Origin of the sequence: Erythrobacter mangrovi (assembly GCF_013260645.1) — a bacterium.
GTDB lineage: Bacteria > Pseudomonadota > Alphaproteobacteria > Sphingomonadales > Sphingomonadaceae > Qipengyuania > Qipengyuania mangrovi.
Map to the genome: position 1 here is coordinate 2,636,439 of NZ_CP053921.1, position 26,596 is coordinate 2,663,034.

Genomic DNA, 26,596 nt, shown 5'->3' on the forward strand with positions numbered 1-26,596 from the left:
CGAGTGCGGATCGGTGCTGGCGCACACGAGAAGAGGTACATACCCCTTATGGCTACCAAGGCGAAGGCTCCGAAGAAGACCCGGGGCACGAAGGCATCGGGTACGGCAAAGCGCCGCATCCGCAAGATCTTCGGCGACATCCATGAAGTCGTCGAGATGCCGAACCTGATCGAGGTCCAGCGCGAGAGCTACGAACAGTTCCTGCGCTCGGACAAGGCCACTGGCTACGTCTCCGGCCTCGAGAAGACCTTGCGCTCGGTGTTCCCGATCCGTGACTTCGCCGGCACCGCCGAACTCGACTTCGTCCACTACGAACTCGAGCCGCCCAAGTACGACATCGTCGAATGCCGCCAGCGCGGCATCACCTACGCCGCGCCGATGAAGGTCACGCTGCGCCTGATCGTCTTCGAAGTCGACCAGGAGACCGAGACCCGCTCCGTGCTCGATATCAAGGAGCAGGACGTCTACATGGGCGACATGCCGCTCATGACCGAGAACGGCACCTTCATCATCAACGGCACCGAGCGCGTGATCGTGTCGCAGATGCACCGTTCGCCGGGTGTGCTGTTCGACCATGACCGCGGCAAGACCCACTCTTCGGGCAAGCTGCTGTTCGCCGCGCGGATCATTCCGTACCGCGGCTCGTGGCTCGACTTCGAGTTCGACGCCAAGGACATCGTCAACGTGCGTATCGACCGCAAGCGCAAGCTGCCGGTCACCGCGCTGCTCTATGCCCTCGGCCTCGATGCCGAGGACATCCTCGACCACTTCTACAGCACCGTCACCTGGAAGCGCGCCAAGGACGGCTGGGAAATCCCCTTCGTTGCCGAACAGTGGCGCGGGCAGAAGCCGGCCTTCGCGCTGGTCGACGCCAAGACCGGCGAGGAAGTGTTCCCCGCCGGCCAGAAGATCAGCCCGCGTGCCGCCAACAAGGTGGCCAAGGACGGTCTCGCCACGCTGCTGCTGCCGACGGAGGAGATCTTCGGCCGTTACGCCAGCCGCGACATGATCGACGAGAAGACCGGCCGCATCTACATCGAAGCGGGTGACGAAGTCGCCGCCGAGAACCTCGAGGTGCTGGACAAGGCGGGCATCGATGCGCTCGAGCTGCTCGATATCGACCACATCAACACCGGCCCGTGGATCCGCAACACGCTGCAGGTCGACAAGGCCGAGAACCGCGACGAGGGCCTGGAAGCGATCTACAAGGTCATGCGTCCGGGCGAGCCGCCGACCAAGGAAACCGCCGAGGCACTGTTCGAAGGCCTGTTCTTCGATGCCGAGCGCTACGACCTGTCGGCCGTGGGCCGCGTCAAGCTCAACATGCGTCTCGAGCTCGATGCCGAGGACACCGTCACCACGCTGCGCCGGGAAGACATCCTTGCCGTGGTCAAGGAACTGGTGAACCTCAAGGACGGCAAGGGCGACGTCGACGACATCGACAACCTCGGCAACCGCCGGGTCCGTTCGGTCGGCGAACTGCTGGAGAACCAGTACCGCGTCGGCCTGCTGCGCATGGAACGCGCGGTGAAGGAGCGCATGAGCTCGGTCGACGTGTCGACCGTGATGCCGAACGACCTGATCAACGCCAAGCCCGCTGTGGCCGCGGTGCGCGAGTTCTTCGGTTCTTCGCAGCTCTCGCAGTTCATGGACCAGACCAACCCGCTGTCGGAAGTCACCCACAAGCGCCGCGTTTCGGCGCTTGGCCCGGGCGGCCTTACCCGTGAGCGCGCCGGCTTCGAAGTCCGCGACGTTCACCCGACCCATTATGGTCGCATCTGCCCGATTGAAACGCCGGAAGGCCCGAACATCGGTCTGATCAACTCGCTGTCGACCTTCGCCCGCGTCAACAAGTACGGCTTCATCGAAACGCCGTATCGCAAGGTGATCGACGGCAAGGTGACCGACGAGGTCGTCTACCTCTCGGCGATGGAAGAGCAGAAGCACACCGTCGCCCAGGCTTCGGCTGACCTCAACGAGGACGGCTCGTTCGTCGAGGAGCTGGTTTCGGCCCGCCACGACGGCGACAACCTGATGGCTCCGCGCGAGCACATCACGCTGATGGACGTTTCGCCCAAGCAGCTCGTTTCGGTTGCGGCCTCGCTCATTCCGTTCCTGGAAAACGACGACGCCAACCGCGCGCTGATGGGCTCGAACATGCAGCGCCAGGCGGTGCCGCTGGTCAAGGCCGAGGCGCCCTTCGTCGGCACCGGCATGGAAGAAACCGTGGCGCGTGACAGTGGCGCGGCGATCGCGGCCAATCGTGGCGGTATCGTCGACCAGGTCGACGCCACCCGTATCGTGATCCGCGCCATCGGCGACGTCGAACCCGGCCAGTCGGGCGTCGACATCTACCGCCTGCAGAAGTTCGAGCGTTCGAACCAGTCGACCTGCATCAACCAGCGCCCGCTGGTGAAGGTGGGCGAAGTGGTCGAAGCCGGCGACATCATCGCCGACGGTCCTTCGACCGAGCTTGGCGAACTGGCGCTCGGCCGGAACAGCCTCGTCGCGTTCATGCCGTGGAACGGCTACAACTACGAGGACTCGATCCTGATTTCCGAACGGATCGTGAAGGACGACGTCTTCACCTCGATCCACATCGACGAGTTCGAGGTCATGGCCCGCGACACCAAGCTGGGTCCGGAAGACATCACCCGCGACATTCCCAACGTCGGCGAGGAAGCGCTGCGCAACCTCGACGAAGCGGGCATCGTCTACATCGGTGCGGAAGTGCACCCGGGTGACATTCTGGTCGGCAAGATCACGCCCAAGGGCGAAAGCCCGATGACGCCGGAAGAAAAGCTCCTGCGCGCCATCTTCGGCGAAAAGGCCAGCGACGTGCGCGACACTTCGCTCCGCCTGCCGCCGGGCGTGGCCGGAACCATCGTCGATGTGCGCGTGTTCAACCGCCACGGCATCGAGATCGACGACCGTACCCGTGCGATCCAGAACGAGGAAATCGAACGCCTCCGCAAGGACGCCAACGACGAACGCGCGATCCTCAATCGGGCGACCTACAACCGCCTGCGCGACATGCTCACCGGCCAGACCGCTTCGGCGGCACCGAAGGGCATCAAGAAGGGCACCGAGATCACCGAGACCATGCTCGATGAGATCGACCGCCACGAATGGTTCAAGTTCGCGGTGGCGGACGATGGCCGCCAGGCGCAGCTCGAAGCGGTCAAGTCGCAGTACGACGAAGCCGTCAAGGTCATCGAAGAGAAGTTCGAGGACCGTAAGGAGAAGCTCGAGCGCGGTGACGAACTCGCCCCGGGCGTGCTCAAGATGGTCAAGGTCTTCGTCGCGGTGAAGCGCAAGCTGCAGCCGGGCGACAAGATGGCCGGCCGTCACGGGAACAAGGGCGTCATCAGCCGTATCCTGCCGATCGAGGACATGCCGTTCCTCGAGGACGGGACGCCGGTCGACCTCGTGCTCAACCCGCTGGGCGTGCCGTCACGCATGAACGTCGGGCAGATCTTCGAAACGCACCTCGGCATGGCGGCCCGCAATTTGGGCCACCAGATCGCCGGTGCGCTGGAAGACTGGCGTGCGGCCAACCCCAACGCGATCGAAGACTATGCCAATGCCAAGCCGCCCGAAGCGGTCGTGGAACGGCTCAAGGACGTCTACGGCGAGCAGTACCACGAGGAGATCGACTCACGTTCGACTGCCGAGATCGTGGAACTGGCGACCAATGTCAGTACCGGCGTTCCGATGGGCACCCCGGTGTTCGACGGCGCGCGCGAAGGCGACGTGACGATCCAGCTGGGCAAGGCCGGGCTCGACAGCTCGGGCCAGTCGGTCCTCTACGATGGCCGCACCGGCGAGGCGTTCGACCGCAAGGTCACCGTGGGCATCATCTACATGCTCAAGCTGCACCACCTGGTCGACGACAAGATCCACGCGCGTTCGATCGGCCCCTACTCGCTCGTCACCCAGCAGCCGCTGGGCGGTAAGGCGCAGTTCGGCGGCCAGCGCTTCGGCGAAATGGAGGTCTGGGCACTCCAGGCCTACGGCGCCGCCTACACGCTGCAGGAAATCCTGACCGTGAAGTCGGACGACGTGATCGGGCGTACCAAGGTCTACGAAGCGATCGTCAAGGGCGACGATACCTTCGAGGCGGGCATTCCGGAGAGCTTCAACGTGCTCGTCAAGGAAATGCGCAGCCTGGGCCTCAACGTCGAGCTCAAGTCGCACGGCGAAGAGGACGGCGATGGCCTCGCGATCGCGGCGGAATAACGGGGCGCGCCCTGCGCGCCCCTCAACCGCCCCAAGAGAATTCACCCGTTTAGGGAATTAAGTCATGAACGAACTGACCAAATTCACCAACCAGCTGGCCAAACCGGAGACTTTCGACGAGATCCAGATCGGCATCGCGTCGCCCGAGCGCATTCGCAGCTGGTCCTTCGGCGAGATCAAGAAGCCGGAAACGATCAACTACCGTACGTTCAAGCCCGAACGTGACGGTCTGTTCTGCGCGCGCATCTTCGGCCCGGTGAAGGACTACGAGTGCCTGTGCGGCAAGTACAAGCGCATGAAGTACAAGGGCGTCGTCTGCGAAAAGTGCGGCGTCGAAGTCACCGTGACCAAGGTCCGCCGCGAGCGCATGGGCCACATCGAGCTCGCCGCCCCGGTCGCGCACATCTGGTTCCTCAAGTCGCTGCCGTCGCGCATCGGCCTGCTGCTCGACATGCAGCTCAAGCAGCTCGAGCGCGTGCTCTATTTCGAGAGCTACATCGTCACCGAGCCCGGCCTGACCCCGCTCGAGAAGTTCCAGCTGCTGACTGAAGACGAACTGCTCGAAGCGCAGGACGAGTATGGCGAAGACGCCTTCTCGGCCTCGATCGGTGCCGAAGCAGTCAAGGTCATGCTGATGGACCTCGACCTCGAGCAGGAAAAGGAAGACCTTCTCCAAGAGCTCGCGACCACCAAGTCCGCGCTCAAGCCGAAGAAGATCATCAAGCGCCTCAAGGTCGTCGAGAGTTTCATTGAATCGGGCAACCGTCCCGAATGGATGATCCTCGAAGTGATCCCGGTCATCCCGCCCGAACTGCGCCCGCTGGTGCCGCTCGACGGTGGCCGCTTCGCGACCTCGGACCTCAACGACCTCTACCGTCGCGTGATCAACCGCAACAACCGCCTCAAGCGCCTGATGGAGCTGCGCGCGCCGGACATCATCGTCCGCAACGAAAAGCGCATGCTGCAGGAAGCGGTCGACGCGCTGTTCGACAACGGCCGTCGTGGCCGCGTGATCACCGGCGCCAACAAGCGTCCGCTCAAGTCGCTCAGCGACATGCTCAAGGGCAAGCAGGGCCGCTTCCGCCAGAACCTGCTCGGCAAGCGCGTCGACTATTCGGGCCGTTCGGTCATCGTGACCGGCCCGGAACTCAAGCTGCACCAGTGCGGCCTGCCCAAGAAGATGGCGCTCGAGCTGTTCAAGCCGTTCATCTACGCGCGCCTCGACGCCAAGGGTCTCTCGATGACCCTCAAGCAGGCGAAGAAGTGGGTCGAGAAGGAACGCAAGGAAGTCTGGGACATCCTGGATGAAGTCATCCGCGAACACCCCGTCCTGCTGAACCGCGCGCCGACGCTCCACCGTCTCGGCATCCAGGCTTTCGAGCCGGTGCTGATCGAAGGCAAGGCGATCCAGCTCCACCCGCTGGTCTGCGCCGCGTTCAACGCCGACTTCGACGGTGACCAGATGGCCGTGCACGTCCCGCTGAGCCTCGAGGCGCAGCTGGAAGCGCGCGTGCTGATGATGTCGACCAACAACATCCTCTCGCCCGCCAACGGCAAGCCGATCATCGTTCCGTCGCAGGACATGGTGCTGGGCCTCTACTACCTGTCGATGGAACGCCAGGAGAAGACCCCGGAGTTCACCGAGAACGACAAGGGCGAGAAGGTCGAGAAGCTGCAGATGTTCTCGGACATGGCCGAGGTGCACCAGGCGCTCGAGATCAAGGCAGTTACGCTGCACACCAAGATCATCGCGCGCGTGCCGCAGGCCGACGAGAGCGGCAAGGTCAGCATGGTCCGCTTCGAGACCACGCCGGGCCGCATGCTGATCGGCGAATGCCTGCCGAAGAACCACAAGGTTCCCTTCGACATCGTCAATCGCCTGCTGACCAAGAAGGATATCGCCGACGTTATCGATGAGGTCTATCGCCACACCGGCCAGAAGGACACGGTGCTGTTCGCCGACGCCATCATGGCGCTGGGCTTCCGCCACGCGTTCAAGGCCGGCATCTCCTTCGGCAAGGACGACATGATCATCCCCGAAGAGAAGATCGAACTGGTCGAGGCGACCAAGTCGCTGGTTGCCGACTATGAGCAGCAGTACCAGGACGGCCTCATCACCCAGCAGGAAAAGTACAACAAGGTGATCGACGCCTGGAGCCGTTGCGGCGACCAGGTGGCCGATGCCATGATGGACAAGATCCGCGCCAAGCCGATCGGCGACGACGGCAAGGAAGCCCAGATTAACTCGATCTACATGATGAGCCACTCTGGTGCGCGTGGTAGCCCGGCGCAGATGAAGCAGCTCGCCGGCATGCGCGGCCTGATGGCCAAGCCGTCGGGCGAGATCATCGAGAACCCGATCATCTCGAACTTCAAGGAAGGCCTGAACGTCCTCGAGTACTTCAACTCGACCCACGGCGCCCGTAAGGGTCTCGCGGATACGGCGCTCAAGACCGCGAACTCGGGTTACCTGACCCGCCGCCTCGTCGACGTGTCGCAGGACTGCGTCATCATCGAAGAGGATTGCGGCACCGAAAACGCGCTGGAAATGCGTGCGATCGTGCAGGGCGGTTCGGTCATCGCTTCGATCGGCGAACGCATCCTCGGTCGCACCACGGCCGAAGACATCGTCAACGTCGCCACTGGCGAAGTCATCGTGCCCGCCGGCACGCTGATCGACGAGCCGATGGTCAAGGCGATCGAGGAAGCCGAAGTGCAGGTTGCCAAGATCCGTTCGCCGCTGGTCTGCGAAGCCGCCCAGGGCGTCTGCGCGACCTGCTACGGTCGTGACCTTGCGCGCGGTACCCCGGTCAACATCGGCGAAGCCGTGGGCGTCATCGCGGCGCAGTCTATCGGTGAACCGGGCACGCAGCTGACCATGCGTACCTTCCACATCGGTGGTGCGGCGCAGCTCAACGAGACTAGCCACCTCGAGGCGATCTCGGACGGTAAGGTCGTCTATCGCGACATGCCGACCATCGTCGACAAGAAGGGTCGTATCCTGTCGCTTGCCCGCAACGGCGAGCTGGCGGTGATCGACGCCGAGGGTCGCGAGCGCGAGATCCACAAGGTGCCCTACGGTACCGTCCTGATGCACAAGGACGGCGAGAAGGTGAAGGAAGGCGAACGCCTGGCGGAATGGGATCCGTTCTCGCTGCCGATCATCACCGAAACCTCGGGCGTGGTGAAGTACCAGGACCTGATCGACGGTACGACCATGGAAGAACGCGTCGACGATGCCACCGGTATCGCCCAGCGCGTCGTCACCGAACTGCGTGCCTCGGGCCGCAAGCGCAAGGAAGACCTGCGCCCGCGCCTGACGCTGTTCAACGATGCCGGGGACGAAAGCGAAGCCGCGCGCTACATGCTGGCGCCGGGCACCACGCTGTCGGTCGAGGACGGCCAGCAGGTCGAAGCGGGCGACATCCTTGCCCGTGCGTCGCGCGAAGCGGCGAAGACCCGCGACATCACCGGCGGTCTGCCGCGTGTTGCCGAGCTGTTCGAAGCCCGCCTGCCCAAGGACAATGCGATCATTGCCAAGATTTCGGGCAAGATCGAATTCGTCCGCGAGTACAAGGCCAAGCGCAAGATCGCGATCGTGCCGGAAGAAGGTGATGCAGTCGAATACCTGATCCCCAAGACCAAGGTGATCGACGTGCAGGAAGGCGACTATGTGAAGAAGGGTGACACCCTGATTTCCGGCTCGCCCAATCCGCACGACATCCTCGAAGTCCTGGGCGTCGAGGCGCTCGCCGAGTACCTCGTGAACGAAATCCAGGAAGTCTATCGACTGCAGGGCGTGAAGATCAACGACAAGCACATCGAGGTGATCGTTCGCCAGATGCTGCAGAAGGTCGAGATCACCGATGGCGGCGATACCGTGCTGCTGCCGGGCGAACAGGTCGACGTCGAGGAACTCAACGAGGTCAATGCGAAGCTGCCCAAGGGCAAGCAGCCGGCCACGGGCACCCCGATCCTGCTGGGCATTACCAAGGCCTCGCTGCAGACCCGCTCCTTCATCTCGGCGGCCTCTTTCCAGGAGACCACCCGCGTGCTTACCCAGGCCGCGGTCGAGGGTAAGAAGGACACGCTGATCGGCCTGAAGGAAAACGTGATCGTGGGCCGTCTCATCCCCGCCGGTACCGGCGCGGGCATGAACCGCATGCGCATCACCGCCTCCAGCCGCGACGCCGCGCTGCGCGCGCAGTGGAAGCGGGCGCAGGAAGCGATCATCGCGGCCAACACCGCCGAGGAAGAGCATGCGGCGGAACTCGCCCAGGGCCCCGAAGCGGCGATCGGCGACGATCCGCTGGCAGCGGTCGAAGGCGAGACCCATGGAACCGATGCCGACGCCGGTGACTACTTGAACGAGGAAGCCCGGGACGGCGAATAAGCCCGACCCGTCGCTTAGCCGACAAATCGAGGCCTCGCAGAGCGATCTGCGGGGCCTCTTTACTTGTGATCCCGGTGGTGTTTCGCCCGTGATATTCCTTATTTAACCATAACGACGTAAATCGGGACGGAGTGCAATGACCGAGCCTGATTCACATAGCGACGACGTGCGTCTGCAGATCCTCGTTCGGAGGCTCCGCGCTGTGTCTCTCGGGGGACCGACGGCCATTCTGTCGAGCCTTGCCTCGACCGCCGTCCTACTGGGCATCTATCGCGATACGCTGAGTCACCCGGCTCCGGTCATCTGGGGCGTCAGTATTGCGCTGGTCCTCGCGGCACGTTTCGCCCTGCTGCGCCTGACCGACATGGAATCGACCGACATCCACTATATCGAAGCCAGCCTTCGCAAGGTTGTGCTAGTGATGGGTGCGGTCAGCCTGGTTTGGGCAATCGGCATCCCAATTTTCGCGATCCTTGGGCGCGCCAGCGCGCTGCCGGCCCTCTCGGGCATAGCCGCGGCCATGTTCGTCGGCGTCCTCCTGCTGCATCGTAGTGTCCCGCGCGCGGGCTATGCCCACATTATCCTCCTCGGCGCGGGCATGGCGGTGGCCTCCATCGCAACCTACGGCAGCCATTCCTGGCCGTTGCTCCTGCTGCTGGTGGTCTATTCGATCACCTTGTGGATCGCGGTCGGTCGGCTCGACCGACAGTTCGTCGACGGTATCGTCAACGAGATCGGCAGCGTCGAGGCAGCCGATACGGTCGCGATGCTGCTGCATGATTTCGAAGAGCAATCGAGCGACTGGCTTTGGACGGTAGCTCCGGGCGGAACGCTGCGCCGCGTAGCGCCGCGTTTTGCTGCGGCGGCAGGCAGCGATGTCGAGCGGCTCGAAGGGACGCCGCTGATCAACCTCTTCCAGCCGGGGGAAGAGCGTGATCGCCTGGCCCGCCACCTCGTCGAATGCAGCCCGTTCCGCGACCTGCTGGTCAAGCTGCGGGTCGACGGCGAGATGCGGTACTGGCGCCTGTCGGCGCGTCCGCGCGATGATGGCTGGATGCGGGGGGTCGTGCGCGACGTCACGCATGATCGGCTTATCGAGGAACGCGTCGCCTTCATGGCGCATTACGACAGCCTTACCGGGCTGGCCAACCGCTACCTGTTCAACGAACGGCTGCGCACCATGCTGGGCGAGAACGGAGAGCGCGGCAGCGACGTGGCCCTGTTCTATCTCGACCTCGATGATTTCAAGTCGGTCAACGATACGCGCGGCCATCTGGTGGGGGACCGCCTGCTGCGCGAGGTGGGCAACCGGCTGGAACAGGAAGTGCGCGATGAAGACCTTGTCGCGCGGCTGGGTGGGGACGAATTCGCCGTCCTGATCGAAACGCGTGCGGGTATGGGCATGTTGATCGAGCGCGCGCACCGTTTCCTCTCGGTGGTGCGCGAACCCTATGAGATCGAAGGCCAGCTCTATCGCGTCTCGACCAGCATCGGCGTGGCGCGCTGCAGCGACGGCGATTGCGATGCCGAAGAGCTGATGCGCCGCGCCGACCTCGCGCTGTTCGCGGCCAAGCGCAAGGGGCGCGACACGCTGGCCATGTTCGAACAGGGCCTCGACCGCGAAGCGCGCGAGCGGCGCGAACTCGAAAGCGACCTGCGCGACGCCGTCACCCGCGGCCAGTTGCGGCTGCACTACCAGCCGGTGATCAATCTCGATGACGGTGGCATCACCGGCTACGAGGCGCTGTTGCGCTGGCACCATCCGCGGCGTGGCCTGATCGGGCCGAACGACTTCCTGCCGATTGCCGAGGAGACCGGCCTGATCCTGCCGATCGGCGGCTGGGTCATCCGCCAGGCCCTGGCCGAAATCTCGCGTTGGAAGGGCGACTTCCGGATCGCCATCAACCTTTCGCCGACGCAGGTGCGCAGCCCCCACCTGATCGCGTTGGTGGCGCAGGCCCTGCACAGCAATAGCATTGCCCCGGAACGGGTCGAATTCGAAATCACCGAGCACGTCCTGATGGTCGAGAGCGAAACCGGCAACGATACGCTGGCCCGCCTGCGCGAGCTTGGTACGCGCATCGCGCTCGACGATTTCGGGACCGGTTATTCCTCGCTCGGATATCTGCGCCAGGCGCTGTTCGATCGCATCAAGATCGATCGCAAGTTTGTGGTCGGGATCGAAGATGATCTCAATGCCCAGGCTATCGTTTCGAGCATCACCCGCCTCGCCGAAGCAATGGGCATGCAGACCACGGCCGAAGGGATCGAGAATCGCAGCCAGCTGGACCTGTTGCGCAAGCTCGGTTGCCAGGAAGCCCAGGGTTTCCTGATCTGCGAACCTGCCCCGGGGGACGCGTTCGCCACGCCCGAAGCGCTCGAAGCCTCGATGACCGGCAAGGGTTCCGACGTGCTCGACTATCGCAAGGCACGCGAAGCAGCGATGAAACGACGCGAAGGCAGGCACGCCTGACGTCTCGCCAAGGGCGCCGCGCTCGGCTATCGGCGCCTTCATGCCTGTAATCACGCGTTTCGCACCATCCCCGACCGGCCGCCTCCATGTCGGCAATATCCGCACCGCGCTGCATAACTGGATGCTGGCGAGGAAGGCGGGCGGGCGCTTTCTGCTGCGGATCGACGATACCGACGCGGAACGTAGCCGTGAGGACTACGTCGACGCGATCCGCGCCGATCTCGGCTGGCTCGGTCTCGAGCCCGATGGCGAAGAGCGGCAGTCGCACAGGCTGGAGATTTACGAACGTGCCTTTGTGGCCCTGCGCGAAGCCGGGCGGGTCTATCCCTGCTACGAGACGCAGCAGGAGCTGGAGCTCAAGCGCAAGATCCAGCTCGGCCGCGGCGTACCGCCGATCTACGATCGGGCGGCACTGGCGCTGAACGACGCCGAGCGTGCGGCCAAGGAGGCCGAAGGGATCGCCCCCCATTGGCGCTTCAAGCTCGATCACGGTGAGCCGATCATGTGGGATGACGGTATCCGGGGCGCGCAGAAATTCGATCCCGCGCAGCTGTCCGACCCGGTAATCCGCCGGGCCGATGGTAGCTGGCTCTACATGCTGCCAAGCGCGATCGACGATCTCGACATGGGCGTAACCGATGTATTGCGCGGCGAGGACCATGTCAGCAACACTGCCGTTCAAATCCAGATGTTTACCGCACTTATTGCTGCACACTATGGTGCGCAGCAAATTCCGCGTTTCGCGCATGAGGCGCTGCTGGTCGGGCGTGAAGGCAAGCTCTCGAAACGGCTTGGCGCGCTCGGCTGCGACGCCTTCCGCGAACAGGGCATCGAACCGCAGGCGTTGATAGCGCTGCTGGCCCGGTTGGGCACCTCACTGCCGGTCGAACCCATTGCCGATCGCGCGGTCCTAATCGAGAGCTTCGATCTTGGCAGCTTCGGGCGTGCCCCGGCCAAGTTCGACGACGCGGAGCTGGCGCGGATCAACACTACGCTGGTACACCAGATGGATTTCGCCACTGTTGTCCATCGCCTGCCGCAGGGCATGGACGAAACCGGCTGGCACGCGATCCGCCCGAACCTGAGCCATGTCGCGGAAGCCGGTGAATGGTGGCGTTTGGTGACGGGCCCGATCGATCAGCCGGAGTTTTCCGACGAGGACCGCGCCTATTTGGACGAGGCTGCCCGGACACTCGCGTGGGGCGACGATCCGTGGCACGCGCTCACCGCCGCACTCAAGGATGCGACCGGGCGCAAGGGCAAGCAGCTGTTCCTCCCGCTGCGCCAGGCCTTGACGGGAATGGACCATGGGCCCGACATGGGCGAATTGCTGCCGCTGATCGGCGAGGACCGTGCGCGGGCACGTTTGGCGGAGGCAGCTGGTAAATAGCGGGAGGAATACGATGGGGGTAACGCTGGGATCGAGCCTCGAACTGCCCTGCGGCGCCGTGCTTCCCAACCGTATTTCCAAGGCCGCGATGACCGAAGGGCTGGCCAAGCCCGACGGACGCCCCACTCCCGAACTCGAGCGCCTCTATGGCATCTGGTCCGATGGCGGTGCCGGCATGCTGTTGTCGGGCAATATCATCGTCGACAAGGACCATCTCGAGCGGCCCGGCAATGTCGTGATCGAGCGTGAACCCGATGCCGACATGACGGCGCGGCTAGCCAGCTGGGCGCGCGCAGCCACGCGCGGCGGCAATCACTTCTGGGCGCAGATCAGCCATGGTGGGCGCCAGACGCAGAAGCTGGTCAACCCGCGGCCCAAATCCTCTTCCGACGTTCAGCTGGCACTGCCCGGCGGGCAGTTCGCCAAGCCCACGCCGTTGACGCGTGAGGAGATTGCCGATCTCGTCAACCGTTGGGCGGTGGCGGCACGCGCCTGCCAGGAAGCGGGCTTCACTGGGGTGCAGATCCATGGCGCGCATGGCTATCTGATCTCGCAATTCCTTTCGCCGCGGGTGAACCTGCGCAGCGACGATTATGGCGGCAGCCTGGAGAACCGTGCGCGCTTCCTGCTGGAGATTGTGCGCGCGGTGCGCGATGCCGTGGGGCCCGCCTTCCCGATCTCGGTCAAGCTCAACAGCGCCGACTTCCAAAAGGGCGGCTTCGATTTCGGCGACAGCCTCAGGGTCGTGCAATGGCTGGAAGCGGCATCAGTCGACCTGATCGAGATTTCTGGCGGCACCTACGAGCAGCCTCGGCTGCTGGGTATCGAGGGGCAGGAGGCGGTAGAGGCGCAGAATGTCGCCCCGTCGACCGCCGCGCGCGAGGCCTATTTCGTCGATTTCGCCAAGGCGATGCAGGCAGAGGTATCCGTCCCGCTGATGGTGACCGGCGGCTTCCGCACCCGTGCCGCGATGGAAGAGGCGTTGGCGAGCGGTGCGGCTGACGTTATCGGCATCGGTCGCCCGATGTGCGTCGATACCGACGCCCCGGCCCAGCTGCTGGCGGGCGCCGAGCGGCTTGCCCGCTACGAAGACAACCTCGACCTGCTGCCCGAATGGCTGGGCTTCCTCAAGCGCTTGCAAATGATGAAGGCGATCAATGGTTTCGCGGGCATCTACTGGTTCTACGAGCAGATCTGGCTGCTCGGCCATCACGGCCGGGTCGATCGCGACCTTTCGGTCTTCAAGGCCTTCCGGATCGTCGATGCGCGCAATCGGCGCATCATGAAGGAACGCCGCGCGCTCTAGTTGCCGTGCTTGTCGAGTTCGTCGCCGCTAATGGTGACGACATGCATCAAATTGGTCGAACCGGGGGTGCCAAAGGGCACGCCTGCCAGGGCGATCAGCTTGCTGCCCGCTTCGCCGAAGCCATGGCGCAGCGACATGCGCTTGCCCTTGGCGATCATCTCTTCGAAGCTGCCGATATCCTTGGTTGCCACCGCATGCGCGCCCCACAGCAGGCCCAGGCGGCGGGCGGTCTTCATGCTGGGGGTCAGCACCAGCATCGGCACACTTGGTCGCTCGCGCGCAACGCGGCGTGCGGTCGAACCCGAACCGGTGAAGACCGTGATCGCGCTGATCGCCACCGTATCGGCCACGGTCATGCAGGCATGCGCCAGCGCGTCGGCAGTGGTTGCGTCGGGCATCGTCTCGAGAAACCGCACGCGGGCCAGATAGGCCTCGTCGCGTTCGACCTGGCGGGCGATCTTGTGCATGATCGTGACCGCTTCTTCGGGCCATTCGCCGGCGGCGGTTTCGGCGCTGAGCATCACCGCGTCGGCCCCGTCATAGACCGCATTGGCCACGTCGGAGACTTCGGCGCGGGTCGGGGCGGGGCTTTCGATCATGCTTTCGAGCATCTGCGTCGCCACGATCACCGGCTTGCCCGCGGTGCGCGCCTTGTTGACGATCCGCTTCTGCAGCGGCGGGACTTCCTGCGGTTCGAGCTCGACGCCCAGGTCGCCGCGCGCGACCATGATGCCGTCGGACAGCTCGATGATCTCGTCCAGCCGACGTACCGCCATCGGCTTTTCGATCTTGGCGCAGAGCGCGCCTTGCCCGCCCATCAGCTTGCGTGCTTCGGCAAGGTCTTCGGGCCGCTGCACAAAGCTGAGGCCAATCCAGTCGACCCCCTGCTGCATGGCAAAGGCAAGGTCCTTGCGGTCCTTGTCGGTCAGCGCCGGGATCGGCACTTCGGCATCGGGCACGTTCACGCCCTTGCGGTCGGAAATGACCCCGCCGACCTCGGCCGAACAGAGGATCTTGTCTTTGTCGGCGCTGATCACCTTCAGGCGGATCTTGCCGTCGTTGATCAGCAGGCGCTGGCCCTTGCTAAGCAGCCCGAACAGTTCGGGGTGCGGCAGCTCGACGCGGGTCTCGTCACCCGGGGTGGGATCGCGATCGAGCGTGAAATGGCCCGAATGGCGGATCACCGCCTGCCCATCCTTGAACTTGCCCACGCGCAGCTTGGGGCCCTGCAGGTCGGCGAGGATCGCGATCGGGCGGTGGAAGTCCTTCTCCATCGCGCGGATCGCCTGGATCGTCTTCTCGTGATCGGCGTGTTCGCCGTGGCTCATGTTGACCCGGAAGGCGTCGACGCCGGCCTTGAACAGGCGGGCGAGCATTTCGGGCGAACGGCTGGCGGGGCCGACGGTGGCGAGGATCTTGACCTTGCGGCCACGGGGATCGACACGCTTGGGATCGAGCTTTTGCATGGCAGACGCCTATGGCACAGGCGTGCTGCAACTCAAGGACAACAGTTTCATGGATACGAATACAGACCCGCTCGACCAGCTCCCCGATGCCGTAGCGGCAACTGCGTTTCGCCGGCTGGTGCGACACCTGCGTCACCGCCACGACGCGCAGAACATCGATTTGATGGGGCTGGCGGGCTTCTGCCGGAACTGCCTTGCCGACTGGATCGTCGATGGCGGCTTCGATGGCGACAAGGCGACCGCGCGCGAAGTGATCCACGGCATGCCGCAGGATGAATGGAAGGCGACCCGCCAGACTCCCGCGACCCCCGAGCAGCTGGCGCGGATGGAAGCGAGCCTGGCCCGGAACGCGAAGGAATAACGCACAAGAATAGGGATTCGCACCCTTCACCCAGCGCGGCCTGCTGGCTATCGCAGCCGCTTTCGTCCTCGCGGCGATTCTCACAGAACCGGAGCTTATTCTACATGGCCGAAGCCACCGACGACCGCCTGCGCTTGCTGATCGAGCGCATCGAACGCCTCGAAGAAGAAAAGAAGGGCATCGCCGACGATATCCGCGACGTCTACGCCGAAGCCAAGGCGGTCGGCTATGACACCAAGATCATGCGCCAGATCGTCCGCCTGCGGAAGATGAAGCCCGATGACCGGCGCGAGATGGAAACCATTCTCGACACCTATAAGGCCGCACTTGGCCTCGCCTGACCGTATTCCAACTGGGGGTATCTGAACCATGGCCCAACTGCCCGAACGCCGCGTAATTCTGGTCACCACGACCCCGACGATCGAGGGGCACCCGATCCAGTCCTACCTGGGACTGGTGTCGGGCGAGGTGATCCTCGGCGCCAATGTGTTCCGTGACATGTTCGCCGGCCTGCGCGATTTCTTCGGCGGGCGTGCAGGTAGCTACGAACGGGTGCTGCAGGATGCGCGCCAGCGCGCGGTGCAGGAAATGCAGGCCGAATGTGACCGGCGCGGCGGCAACGCCGTGGTCGGGGTCGATCTCGACTATGAGGTAATCGGCAGCAAGGGCTCGATGCTGATGGTCAGCGCCAGCGGCACGGCGGTGCGGATCTGATCAGGCCGCACTGCTCGCCAGCAGCACCAGGCTGATGAAGGCACCGTTGTGCAGCAGGTGGAGCAGCATGCTCGACCACAGGCCGTAATTAACCCGGGCATAGCCCAGCACCAGCCCGATGGCGAATTGCGGCAGCACCAGCGGCGCCAGCGCCAGCAGGTTCTCTTCGGAGAAGTTGAACAGGTGCGCGCTGGCGAACAGCAATGCGCTGAGCCAGAAAGCGATCGGGAAGATGCGCGCGAACCAGCGCAACGCATTGCGTCGCCGCAGCAGGTATAGCGCCAGCGCCGTCAGCAGCAGAGTGATGGTCGCGGCAGTCAGGTAATATGCCTGGTCGCGGCCAGCGACGGCCAGGGCGGTTGCGGTACCCCCGCCCAGCAGCGCAAGGAATGCCAGCATGTGTCCCGGGCGGCCGGACAGCCAGCTGCGGAAGAGTAGTTCCTCGCCCAGCGGCGCAAAGACCACGGCGGCGAGTATCAGCCCCGGGCTCAGTTCCATCCCGGCGAGCGCGGTTTCGGGCAATTCGACCCCGGCGGCGCTGGCCAATGCGCCGGCGGCGAGCAGCATAGACATGATGAGAAGATCGAGCACCAGCAACCGCCACACGGCGGCCAGGCTGGTCAGGTTGGGCAGGGGCGCGCGCTCGGGCAGGACCGGGCGCTTGAGGAAGGATCCGAAGCGCGCCCATTCGCCGCGCAGGGTGTTTGCGTGCGCGACTTCCGTCGAGCCACTTGTCGTGATTGCGTCCATGCGGCTAAGGCGACCCCCAGATTCTCTCAACCATCTCTTCAACACAGCTACGCAAAAGCGAAACCATGGCCGGCCATTCCAAATTCAAGAACATCATGCATCGCAAGGGCGCGCAGGACAAGAAGCGCTCGGCGATGTTCTCCAAGCTGTCCCGCGAAATTACCGTCGCGGCAAAAATGGGCATGCCCGATCCCGACATGAACCCGCGCCTGCGCCTGGCGGTCAACGCGGCCAAGGCACAGTCGATGCCCAAGGACAATATCCAGCGCGCGATCGACAAGGCGGCGCAGGCTGGCGGCGAGGACTATGAAGAAGTCCGCTACGAGGGCTACGGCCCGGGCGGCGTCGCGCTGATCGTCGAGGCGCTGACCGACAATCGCAACCGCACCGCCACCAATGTGCGCACCGCCTTCTCAAAGAACGGCGGCAACCTCGGTTCGGAAGGCTCGGTGAGCCACGGTTTCGAGCGGCTCGGCCTGATCGAATATCCGGTGAGCGTGGGCGACGAGGACAAGGTCCTCGAAGCCGCGATCGAGGCGGGTGCGGACGATGTCGAAAGCGACATGGGCGAAGATGGCGGTCACTCGATCTGGACCGCGCCCGATGCGCTGCACGAGGTCGCAGGCAACCTCGAAAAGGCTCTTGGTGAGGCAGAGACCGTCAAGCTGGCGTGGAAGCCGACCATCACCGTGGCGATGGACGAGGGCGGCGCCGCCACCCTGCTGAAACTGGTCGACACGCTCGACGATGACGACGACGTCCAGACCGTGTGGGGCAATTACGAGATTGCTGACGAGATCATGGAGAAGCTGGGCTGAGCTGGAGCCTCGTCGCCAAGGCGCTGCTGGCCGGCGCCATGATCGCGGCGATCGCCGAGGTCGGGCGGAGGCTGCCGGCGATGGGCGCGCTCATCGCCAGCCTGCCGCTGGTCTCGATCCTCGGCATGATCTTCCTGTGGATGGCCCGGCCCGATGCCGAAAACATGGCGCGGCATGCCGAAGCGACCTTCTGGTACGTGCTGCCCAGCCTGCCGATGTTCCTGCTGATCCCGGTGTTGCTGCGCCACGGCATGAGTTTCTGGTTCGCGCTGGTACTGGGCTGCGCGCTGACAGTGGCGCTCTATCTCGGCATGATGCAGGTCGGTCCGCGGCTCGGGCTGCGCCTGTGATCCTGCGTCCGTGATCATCCTTGGCCTCGATCCCTCGCTCAGTTGCACCGGCTGGGGCGTGATCCGGTCCGAAGGCTCGCGCATTGTCCACCTCGCCAACGGCCAGGTGCCGACCGATGCCAAGGCGCCGATGCCCGAACGGCTGGCCGCGCTGCAGGCGGCGCTGGCCGAAGTCATCGCCGCGCACCGCCCCGATCGCGCGGCGGTGGAAGAGGTCTTCCTCAACAAGAACCCGCAATCGACGCTCAAGCTGGCGCAGGCGCGTGGTGCGGTGCTGGCGGCCTGCGGCGCGGCAGGGCTGGCGATCAACGAACATGCCGCGCGGCTGGTCAAGAAGGCGGTGGTCGGCACCGGCGGGGCTGAGAAGGCTCAGGTCCAGGCCATGCTCAAGGTGCTGCTGCCGGGGGTGAAAGTGGCAGGTGCGGACGCCGCCGACGCGCTCGCCGTGGCGATCGCCGATGCGCATCTCGCCGCGAAATTCTGACGGAGACTTCCTGTGACAATCGACTTCTACGGTATCCCCAACTGCGACACGGTCAAGAAAGCCCGCAACTGGCTGGAGGGGCAGGGCCTCGAATACACCTTCCACGACTACAAGAAGGAAGGCGCCGATCCGGTGAAGCTGGCGGCATGGATCGAGGCGCAGGGCCTCGATATCGTGCTCAACCGGCGCGGTACCACTTTCCGCAAGCTCACCGACGAACAGAAAGCCGATATCGATGCGGCCAAGGCGGTGGCGCTGATGGTCGAGCAGCCCGGCATGATCAAGCGCCCGGTGGTTGAATATCCCGGCGGCCTGCTGGTCGGTTTCGACGCCGCCGCCTGGGCCGCCGCGCTGGGGTAAGGCGGGGCGGTGAATACGCTCGAACTGATTGCGGTGGCGCTGGGGTTGGCCAATGTCGGCCTGCTCGTGCGCCGCAGTATCTGGAACTACCCCTTCGGCATGGCGATGGTCACGCTCTACGCGCTGATCTTCTTCGAGGCGAAGCTCTACGGCGAAGCGGGACTGCAGGTCTTCTTCTTCGTGGTGCAGGGCTGGGGCTGGTACCTGTGGGCGCGTGCGGGGGGCCTCGATCATGCGGTCGCGGTACGCTGGATGGGCTGGCCCGCGCGGATCGCCTCGCTGGTGCTGGTGGGCCTGGTCACGGTCGGGCTGGGCACGCTGATGTACCGGCTGACCGATGCCGCCATGCCCTTCGCCGATGCCGCGATTACCGGGGCCAGCGTGGTGGCGCAGGTCCTGCTGTCGGTGCGGCGGATCGAGAACTGGATCCTGTGGATTGTCATCGATATCGGATCGATCGCGCTCTATATCCAGCGTGACCTCCAATTGACCGCCGGGCTCTATTGCGCCTTCCTGGTGCTGGCGACGCTGGGCCTCTTCGAATGGGTACGCGCGTCGCGCCGGGGTGAGGCGCCCGCGTGACCACGCGCGGTTTCCTGCTGGGCAAGTTCATGCCGCCTCATGCGGGCCATGTCGCACTGGTCGAAGCCGCGGAAAGGCTGGTCGACGAACTGACAGTACTGGTCTGCTGGCTGCCGGACGATCCGATCCCCGGGCCGCTGCGACTCGAATGGATGCGCGGCCTGTTTCCTGCCTGCCGGGTGGTGGGCCATGGCGAAGTGGTCCCGCAGGAACCCGCCGACAGTCCGGACTTCTGGCCGATCTGGCGGCGGATCATCGCACAGGCCCATGCCGAGCCGATCGACTACGTCTTTGCGGGCGAGGACTATGGCCTCGATCTCGCCGCGCATGTCGACGGCTTCTTCGTGCCGCTGGGTGGGCGCGTGCTCAATGCCGATGACGACCTTGCTTCGCTTTCGGGCAGCGCGGTGCGTGCCGATCCCACCGCGCATTGGCCGCTGCTCCCCGAACCGGTGCGCGCGCATTACCGCCGCACGGTCTGCCTCCACGGGGCGGAAAGCACCGGCAAGTCCACCCTGGCGGCGCAATTGGCGGGCGAGCTGGGCACGCACTGGGTCCCCGAATATGGGCGGAGCCATTGCGAGGCGCATCGTGGCCCGCTTTCACGCGAGGACCTGCTGCTGATCGGCCGTGCGCAACAGGCGATGGCGCAGGCCGCCGCGCGCTGGGCCGGTGCGCTGCTGCTGCTCGATACCGATGCGCTGATGACCGCCGCCTGGTGCGAGATGCTGCTGGGCGAGCGCCCGGCGGAGCTCATGGAAATGGGCAAGGCCGACCTCTACCTGCTGCTCGAACCCGACCTGCCTTGGGTAGATGATGGTACGCGCTTCTTCGCCGATCCGGCGGACCGTGCGCGCTTTGCCAGATTGGTGGAAGGGGTGTTGCTCGATGCCGGGGTTCGCTTCGAGCGGATCGGCGGGACGGGTGACGAAAGATTGGCGGCCGCGCGTGCGGCTATCGACGGCCTGTCGTGTCAGTAACCGCTGTCAGGGCCCCAACCGTCGTTCGACTTGCTCATCACGGCGCGGGCGTTTTCGTTCGAAGCGCTTGTGATTGCCCGCTTGAGCGACGCGAAATCGTAGCCCGAGCCATATACGAGGCCCAACACGATCAGCCCGACAAGGAGGAGCTTCTTAAACATGGCTGCCAGCAATGCACCCCATCTGGTTAAAATCGCCCTAACGGGCCTGCTCTGCCTGCTCGTGGCGGTCGATCCGCTCACCGCGCAGGAGATGCTTGTGATCGCCCATCGCGGCGCCAGCGGCGAACGGCCCGAACATACACTGGCGGCCTATGAGCGCGCGATCGACCAGGGTGCCGATTATATCGAGCCCGATCTGGTGGTGACCAAGGACCTGGTGCTGGTCGCACGGCATGAGAACGAGCTGTCGGGAACCACAGATGTCGGTAGTCACGAGGAATTTGCCGACCGCAGGCGCAGCAAGACGATCGACGGGCAATTGGTCAGCGGCTGGTTCGCGGAGGACTTCACTCTGGCAGAACTACGCACACTCCGCGCGAAGGAGCGCATCCCCGGCATCCGCCCCGCCAACGCCCGTTTCGACGGCCTCTATGCCGTGCCGACCTTTGCCGAGATCCTTCAGCTGGTCCGCGCCAAGGAGGCCGAGACCGGTCGACGCATCGGCATCTATCCCGAGCTCAAGCACCCGACTTTCCTGCTGCAGGAGGCGGGTATCGACAGCATCGACCTGCTGGTGACCGCGCTGCGCCAGGCCGATCTCGACGATGCCGACGATCCGGTGTTCATCCAGTGCTTCGAAGTCGGGCCGCTCAAGCGGCTAAACGCCATGGTCGACGTGCCGCTGGTGCTGCTGGTCGCGCAGGGTGAGGGTCCTGCCGACGAGCCCGGCTTGCTGTACGAAGACATGCTGACCCCGTCAGGCCTGCCCGAGATTGCAACCTACGCTGATGCCATCGGCGCGGATTTGCGCCTGCTGTTCGGGCCCGAAGGCGTGCCATCGGGGCTGGTGGAAGACGCCCATGCCGCAGGCCTCAAGGTGCATGGCTGGACACTGCGCAAGGAAAACGCCTTCCTCCCACCAGTTCTGCGTCGCGGCACGGCGGAAAACGGCGTCGGCGATGTGCTGGGGATGGTCAATATCCTCAAGGCCCACGGGCTCGACGGCGTCTTCACCGACGATCCGGGGCGCGTGGCCGATGCGCTCGTGCAGTTGCAGGGTAACTGAGCTAGGGTGACTGCTTCGATGGGCCTGCCACCTATACCTATAGTCTAGCAATCAGTCTAACGATCCGCCCTACCCAGGCGACCATAAGCATAAATAAGAATAAGCAGGCCGCACTAAGATACGCCCTCCGGGTTAAGTAAGTTAAGTATGATTTCCAGAATTCAATAGCTTGATCAGTGAAAAACATAACAAATAAAAGAATGACACACAACGTTGATACAATAAATTCAATGATCTGTCGATCAAACATTGATAAATGCCTCAACTATATCGAAATCTATAGTTCTGTAAGCTATTTGTATGGCGTCTACAAACGAAAATGATCCAATGATAGCTGAACCATTATTCGTATGAATGAATACTATTGCCTTTGTGATCAAATCAATGCGCCAGTCTTACCGGCCGGAAGCATGTTTGCGCAGTTGCAGGGTAACTGACTGAGCCAGGGCGACTGCTTCGACGGGCCTGCCACCTATACCTACTGGCCAACAACATCGCTTACCCAGGTGACCTTAAGCACAATTAGGAGTAACCAGACCACAGGATGATACACTACAGAAATGATAAAATTAATAAATAATTTCCAGAATTTGTAAACTTGGTCAGTAAAAAATATAGAGAATAAAGCAATAGTGCAAAACAATAATACCATTAATTCAATGGTTGATAAATAAAACATTGATAAATACCTCGATATGTCGAAGTCTATAGCTTTGTGAATGATTTGTATGGTGTCTACAAAACGGAAACCCGATTATCCCCTTGACGCGAGTCAACCGAGTCACACATGCGTCAAGGGGATATTCGGGACTGAGTAAGGGTGAGTATTCCGTCGGGCCTGTCACCTATACTTGTCGATTCATGGCCGGCCTATCAATATGTCTCTGAATAACAGTGACATGAGTAACCAAAAACAAGCCGCAAAAAAAGACCCGGGCAGCCACAGATAATGGGCCAATTTCTCTGCGAGTTCAGAGAGTCGATCGAAATCAAACAGAAAGAATAAGAATGTCAAAGACAGTATTACTGTCATGAATCCAAGCATCACTATTTCTTTCGCTTATAACGTGCCATTATCGTTTAGAAATGGAGTGTCCCTGGATCTTCGCTGGAATGCCGCATTCAATGATCTCCGCATCATCGCGACGATCATAAGCCTCATCCGACAAGCCGCTCTTTCCTACCGGCCTAGTGGGCGGCCATGACTGTCCCATGCCCCTCTCTTCCACCTTGGCGGTATCGCCACCGCGACACCTTTCCGGTGACTCCTCGGCAGTCAGGGTCTGTGACCTCCGACATGCTTTGGAAGGAGACAGGTTGAAGCGAGAAATTCACTCCAACTCGTTAAATTCAAGTGAAAAAGTGGGGCTGCTGAGTTTTCCAGAACCCCCCAGTCGGTGTTCCACCCCGTTCCTTGCGCAATCAGTTCCGGCGCGCGGTGACGAGATAGTTGAGCGACAGGTCGCTCGACAGGTGCAGGCCCTTGCTCGGCGAGAAGGCGATGCCGGTCGGCTCGCCCATTTCCAGGCCGGCCTCGGCAAGCAATTCGCCCAATTCTTCAGGGGTGATGAAATCGTCCCAGTGGTGGGTTCCCTTGGGAATCAGGCCAAAGCCTTCCGCCGCGCCGATCATCAGCAGGCGCGAGGCAGGGGTGCGGTTGGGGGTCGAAAGGACCATCAGCCCCCCGGGGGCAAGCCGCGCGGCGAGCGCTGCGAGAAACGCGGGCTTGTCGGCGACATGCTCGACTACTTCCATCGCGGTGACGAGGTCGAACTGGCCGATATCGAGCGTGCCGATCTCTCCCGCCATGTAGCGGATATCGAGGCCACCGCCTTCGGCGTGGACAGCGGCGGCGGCGATGTTTTCAGGAGCGGCATCGACCCCGGTCACCTCTGCGCCCAGTCGAGCCAGCGGTTCGCACAGCAGCCCGGCACCGCAACCGACGTCGAGCGCACTCTTGCCCGCGAGCGGTTTGCGCGATGCAGCGTCGCCGCCCCAATGTCGGTCGATCGCGGCGCGCAGGAAGCCCAGCCGCACCGGATTGAGCTTGTGAAGCATGGCCGATGAGCCCTTGGGATCCCACCAGTCACGCGCCAGCTGGCCGAAATGCGCCGCCTCCTCGGGCCGGATCGTTTGGCCACCTGAAGATTTGCTTCGCGAGTGTGTTGTTGCATCGCCCATGCGCTCTGGCTAGCAGCCACCACTCGACCATTCCAGCACGGAGACGCTGACCTTGGCCCGCATCGTGATGAAATTCGGCGGTACATCGATGGCCGGGTCCGAGCGCATCCGCCGCGTGGCCAATATCGTGCGCAAGCAGCAGGCGCGCGGGCACGAGGTCGCGGTGGTCGTTTCCGCCATGGCGGGCGAGACCGATCGGCTGGTCAATTTCTGCCGCGAAGCCAATGCGCTCTACGATCCCGCAGAATATGACGTGGTCGTCGCCAGTGGCGAACAGGTCACTTCGGGCCTGCTCGCGCTCACGCTCCAGTCGCTCGGCTGCAAGGCGCGCAGCTGGCTGGGCTGGCAACTGCCGATCCACACGATCGAGGCGCATGCCAAGGCGCGCATCGATTCGATCGATGCCGATGCGCTGGTCGCCTCGATGCAACGCGGCGAGATTGCGGTGATCCCGGGCTTCCAGGGCCTTTCCGCCGATCATCGCGTAACCACGCTGGGCCGCGGCGGGTCGGACACCTCGGCAGTGGCTGTGGCGGCGGCGATCAAGGCCGACCGCTGCGACATCTATACCGACGTCGACGGCGTCTATACCACCGACCCGCGCATCGTCGCCAAGGCGAAGAAGCAGAAGGCGGTGACCTACGAGGAAATGCTCGAGCTCGCGAGCGTTGGGGCCAAGGTGCTCCAGACGCGCTCGGTCGGGCTTGCCATGAAAGAGGGCGTGCGGGTGCAGGTCCTCTCCAGCTTCGTCGGCGAGGATGCTATTCCTGCCGACGAGCTTCCGGGTACGATGATCGTCTCGGAAGAGGAAATGAACGAACTGGTGGAGAAGGGCGACATGGAACGCCAGCACGTAACCGGCATCGCGCATGACAAGAACGAGGCCAAGGTGATCCTCACCCGCGTGCCCGACAAGCCGGGCGCGGTGGCGCATATTTTCGACCCGCTGGCCAAGGCGGGGATCAACGTCGACATGATCATCCAGAACGTCGGGCGCGACAAGGGCGAGACCGACGTGACCTTCACCGTGCCGATGGCCGACTTGGCGCGCGCGCAGGCGCTGCTCGAGGACAAGCGCGACGAGATCGGCTACAACCGCCTGATCACCGACAGCAAGATCGCCAAGATCAGCGTCGTCGGTGTCGGCATGAAGAGCCATGCGGGCGTCGCCAGCACCATGTTCCAGGCGCTGGCCGACCGCGGGATCAATATCCAGGCGATCACCACTTCCGAAATCAAGGTCAGCGTGCTGATCGACGAGGATGAAACCGAACTCGCGGTGCGCGTGCTGCACACCGCCTATGGGCTCGATGCCAAGGAAGAAGCGGCCTAGGAGTCGGTGATGAGCCACACCGCGAAGATCCTGCTGTTGGGCTCGGGCGAACTCGGGCGCGAATTCGTCATATCGGCCAAGCGGTTGGGGGCCTATGTGATCGCCTGCGACGCCTATGACGATGCGCCGGCGATGCAGCTGGCCGATGCGCGCGAGGTCTTCTCGATGCTCGATGGTGAGGCCTTGCGGATCGTGGCCGAGAAGCACCGGCCCGATTATATCGTGCCCGAGATCGAAGCGATCCGCACCGAGGTATTGGCCGAACTCGAGGCCGAGGGTTTCCATGTCGTTCCCTCAGCCCGCGCGACGCAGATGACCATGAACCGCGATGCGATCCGCGACCTGGCTGCCAATGAGCTGGGCCTTGTCACCTCGCGCTATCGCTACGCCAAGAACCTCGAGGAAGTGCGTGCCGCCGCGCAGCACACCGGCTTCCCTTGTGTGATCAAGCCGGTCATGTCCTCGTCGGGCAAGGGCCAGTCGACCGTGCGCGAGGAAGCGCAGCTCGAAGGGGCGTGGGACTATGCCTGTGCCAATATGCGCGGCGACCGCCAGCGGGTGATCGTCGAGCAGTTCATCGACTTCGATTACGAGATCACCTTGCTCACGGTGCGCCACAAGGACGGGATCACCTTCTGCCCGCCGATCGGCCACCGGCAGGAACGCGGTGATTACCAGGAAAGCTGGCAGCCCACGCCAATGTCCGAAGTGGCGATCGCCAAGGCGCAGGACATGGCGCGCAAAGTGGTCGATGACCTCGGCGGCTTCGGCCTGTTCGGGGTCGAGTTCTTCGTGAAGGGCGAAGAGGTGATCTTCTCCGAGCTTTCGCCCCGTCCGCACGATACCGGCATGGTCACGCTGGTCAGCCAGAACCTCACCGAATTCGATCTGCATGCGCGCGCGGTCATGGGTCTGCCGGTGCCCGCCGAGTTACGCGCGCGACCAGCGGCGAGCGCGGTGATCCTCGCCGATCGCGATAGCGACAGCCTGTCCTATGAGGGGCTGGCCGAGGCCATGGCCGATGGGGCGGACATCCGCATTTTCGCCAAGCCGACCAGCCGCCCCTATCGCCGGATGGGCGTGGCGCTGGCGACCGCCGGGGATACCGACGAGGCGCGGCGCAAGGCGCGCGAGGCGGCGCACAAGGTGCATATCGTCTATCACAGCTGACGCTTGCCGAGGCGGCCCG

General features: G+C 63.6%; 21 protein-coding genes. 17 read left to right on the top strand and 4 right to left on the bottom strand.

Annotated features, from left to right (window positions below):
- The first annotated feature begins 48 nt into the window (after positions 1-48).
- The 5 genes from rpoB (at position 49) to HQR01_RS13215 (ending at position 13,801) form a co-directional block, all read left to right on the top strand.
- Entirely contained in the window at positions 49-4,239 is a 4,191-nt protein-coding gene (gene rpoB, locus HQR01_RS13195) for a DNA-directed RNA polymerase subunit beta (protein ID WP_173215323.1), read from the top strand.
- 64 nt (positions 4,240-4,303) lie between these two features.
- Entirely contained in the window at positions 4,304-8,632 is a 4,329-nt protein-coding gene (gene rpoC, locus HQR01_RS13200; RefSeq protein ID WP_173215325.1) for a DNA-directed RNA polymerase subunit beta', read from the top strand.
- 136 nt (positions 8,633-8,768) lie between these two features.
- Complete coding sequence (locus HQR01_RS13205) at positions 8,769-11,105, top strand: putative bifunctional diguanylate cyclase/phosphodiesterase (RefSeq protein ID WP_173215327.1); 2,337 nt, start codon at positions 8,769-8,771, stop codon at positions 11,103-11,105.
- Between the two features lie 40 nt (positions 11,106-11,145).
- The gene (gltX, locus tag HQR01_RS13210) at positions 11,146-12,495 is read left to right on the top strand and encodes a glutamate--tRNA ligase (RefSeq protein ID WP_173215329.1); all 1,350 of its coding nucleotides are present in this window, start codon (positions 11,146-11,148) and stop codon (positions 12,493-12,495) included.
- Between the two features lie 13 nt (positions 12,496-12,508).
- Complete coding sequence (locus HQR01_RS13215) at positions 12,509-13,801, top strand: NADH:flavin oxidoreductase/NADH oxidase family protein (protein WP_173215331.1); 1,293 nt, start codon at positions 12,509-12,511, stop codon at positions 13,799-13,801.
- On the opposite strand, the gene pyk is transcribed toward HQR01_RS13215, so the two are convergent.
- Entirely contained in the window at positions 13,798-15,267 is a 1,470-nt protein-coding gene (gene pyk / locus HQR01_RS13220) for a pyruvate kinase (RefSeq protein ID WP_173215333.1), read from the bottom strand. The genes HQR01_RS13215 and pyk overlap by 4 nt on opposite strands.
- Before the next feature lie 49 nt (positions 15,268-15,316).
- Between pyk and HQR01_RS13225 the strand changes: the two genes are divergently transcribed.
- The 3 genes from HQR01_RS13225 to HQR01_RS13235 all read left to right on the top strand — a co-directional run bounded on the left by HQR01_RS13225 (position 15,317) and on the right by HQR01_RS13235 (position 16,342).
- Positions 15,317-15,628: a DUF1244 domain-containing protein gene (locus HQR01_RS13225; protein WP_173216413.1), complete on the top strand. Its 312-nt coding sequence runs from the start codon at positions 15,317-15,319 to the stop codon at positions 15,626-15,628.
- A gap of 104 nt (positions 15,629-15,732) precedes the next feature.
- Positions 15,733-15,969 carry a DUF2312 domain-containing protein gene (locus tag HQR01_RS13230; protein ID WP_173215335.1) on the top strand — a complete coding sequence of 79 codons (237 nt, stop codon included), beginning with the start codon at positions 15,733-15,735 and terminating at the stop codon, positions 15,967-15,969.
- 28 nt (positions 15,970-15,997) lie between these two features.
- The gene (locus HQR01_RS13235) at positions 15,998-16,342 is read left to right on the top strand and encodes a YbjQ family protein (protein WP_199800337.1); all 345 of its coding nucleotides are present in this window, start codon (positions 15,998-16,000) and stop codon (positions 16,340-16,342) included.
- On the opposite strand, the gene HQR01_RS13240 is transcribed toward HQR01_RS13235, so the two are convergent.
- Positions 16,343-17,092: a CPBP family intramembrane glutamic endopeptidase gene (locus HQR01_RS13240; protein WP_173215337.1), complete on the bottom strand. Its 750-nt coding sequence runs from the start codon at positions 17,090-17,092 to the stop codon at positions 16,343-16,345.
- A gap of 65 nt (positions 17,093-17,157) precedes the next feature.
- On the opposite strand from HQR01_RS13240, the gene HQR01_RS13245 reads away from it, so the two are divergent.
- From HQR01_RS13245 to HQR01_RS13270, 6 genes are read left to right on the top strand one after another with little or no spacing between them, the layout of a single operon-like run.
- Complete coding sequence (locus HQR01_RS13245) at positions 17,158-17,910, top strand: YebC/PmpR family DNA-binding transcriptional regulator (protein WP_173215339.1); 753 nt, start codon at positions 17,158-17,160, stop codon at positions 17,908-17,910.
- Complete coding sequence (locus HQR01_RS13250; RefSeq protein WP_267905505.1) at positions 17,907-18,260, top strand: DUF3147 family protein; 354 nt, start codon at positions 17,907-17,909, stop codon at positions 18,258-18,260. The genes HQR01_RS13245 and HQR01_RS13250 overlap by 4 nt, the downstream gene beginning before the upstream one ends.
- A gap of 10 nt (positions 18,261-18,270) precedes the next feature.
- Positions 18,271-18,744, top strand: a complete 474-nt coding sequence (gene ruvC / locus HQR01_RS13255; protein ID WP_173215343.1) for a crossover junction endodeoxyribonuclease RuvC — start codon at positions 18,271-18,273, stop codon at positions 18,742-18,744.
- A 12-nt stretch (positions 18,745-18,756) separates the two neighbouring features.
- Positions 18,757-19,104 (top strand): arsenate reductase, encoded by a 348-nt coding sequence (locus HQR01_RS13260; protein ID WP_173215345.1) that lies wholly within the window; start codon positions 18,757-18,759, stop codon positions 19,102-19,104.
- Positions 19,105-19,113: 9 nt separating this feature from the next.
- A complete protein-coding gene (gene pnuC, locus HQR01_RS13265; RefSeq protein WP_173215347.1) occupies positions 19,114-19,686 on the top strand; it encodes a nicotinamide riboside transporter PnuC in 573 nt (190 codons plus the stop codon).
- On the top strand, positions 19,683-20,666 hold the full coding sequence (locus HQR01_RS13270; RefSeq protein ID WP_234030171.1) for an AAA family ATPase: 984 nt from the start codon (positions 19,683-19,685) through the stop codon (positions 20,664-20,666). The genes pnuC and HQR01_RS13270 overlap by 4 nt, the downstream gene beginning before the upstream one ends.
- On the opposite strand, the gene HQR01_RS13275 is transcribed toward HQR01_RS13270, so the two are convergent.
- The gene (locus HQR01_RS13275) at positions 20,660-20,827 is read right to left on the bottom strand and encodes a hypothetical protein (protein ID WP_173215349.1); all 168 of its coding nucleotides are present in this window, start codon (positions 20,825-20,827) and stop codon (positions 20,660-20,662) included. The genes HQR01_RS13270 and HQR01_RS13275 overlap by 7 nt on opposite strands.
- Here HQR01_RS13275 and HQR01_RS13280 point away from each other — a divergent pair.
- Complete coding sequence (locus tag HQR01_RS13280; protein WP_173215351.1) at positions 20,826-21,893, top strand: glycerophosphodiester phosphodiesterase; 1,068 nt, start codon at positions 20,826-20,828, stop codon at positions 21,891-21,893. The two genes, HQR01_RS13275 and HQR01_RS13280, sit on opposite strands and share 2 nt — an antisense overlap.
- 1,422 nt (positions 21,894-23,315) lie before the next feature.
- Here the strand turns inward: HQR01_RS13280 and ubiG are convergent.
- Positions 23,316-24,074, bottom strand: coding sequence for a bifunctional 2-polyprenyl-6-hydroxyphenol methylase/3-demethylubiquinol 3-O-methyltransferase UbiG (gene ubiG / locus HQR01_RS13285; protein ID WP_173215353.1), 759 nt, complete (start codon positions 24,072-24,074; stop codon positions 23,316-23,318).
- Positions 24,075-24,126: 52 nt separating this feature from the next.
- On the opposite strand from ubiG, the gene HQR01_RS13290 reads away from it, so the two are divergent.
- Positions 24,127-25,407 (top strand): aspartate kinase, encoded by a 1,281-nt coding sequence (locus HQR01_RS13290; protein ID WP_234030172.1) that lies wholly within the window; start codon positions 24,127-24,129, stop codon positions 25,405-25,407.
- A 9-nt stretch (positions 25,408-25,416) separates the two neighbouring features.
- On the top strand, positions 25,417-26,577 hold the full coding sequence (purT, locus tag HQR01_RS13295) for a formate-dependent phosphoribosylglycinamide formyltransferase (RefSeq protein ID WP_173215355.1): 1,161 nt from the start codon (positions 25,417-25,419) through the stop codon (positions 26,575-26,577).
- The last annotated feature ends 19 nt before the right edge of the window (positions 26,578-26,596 follow it).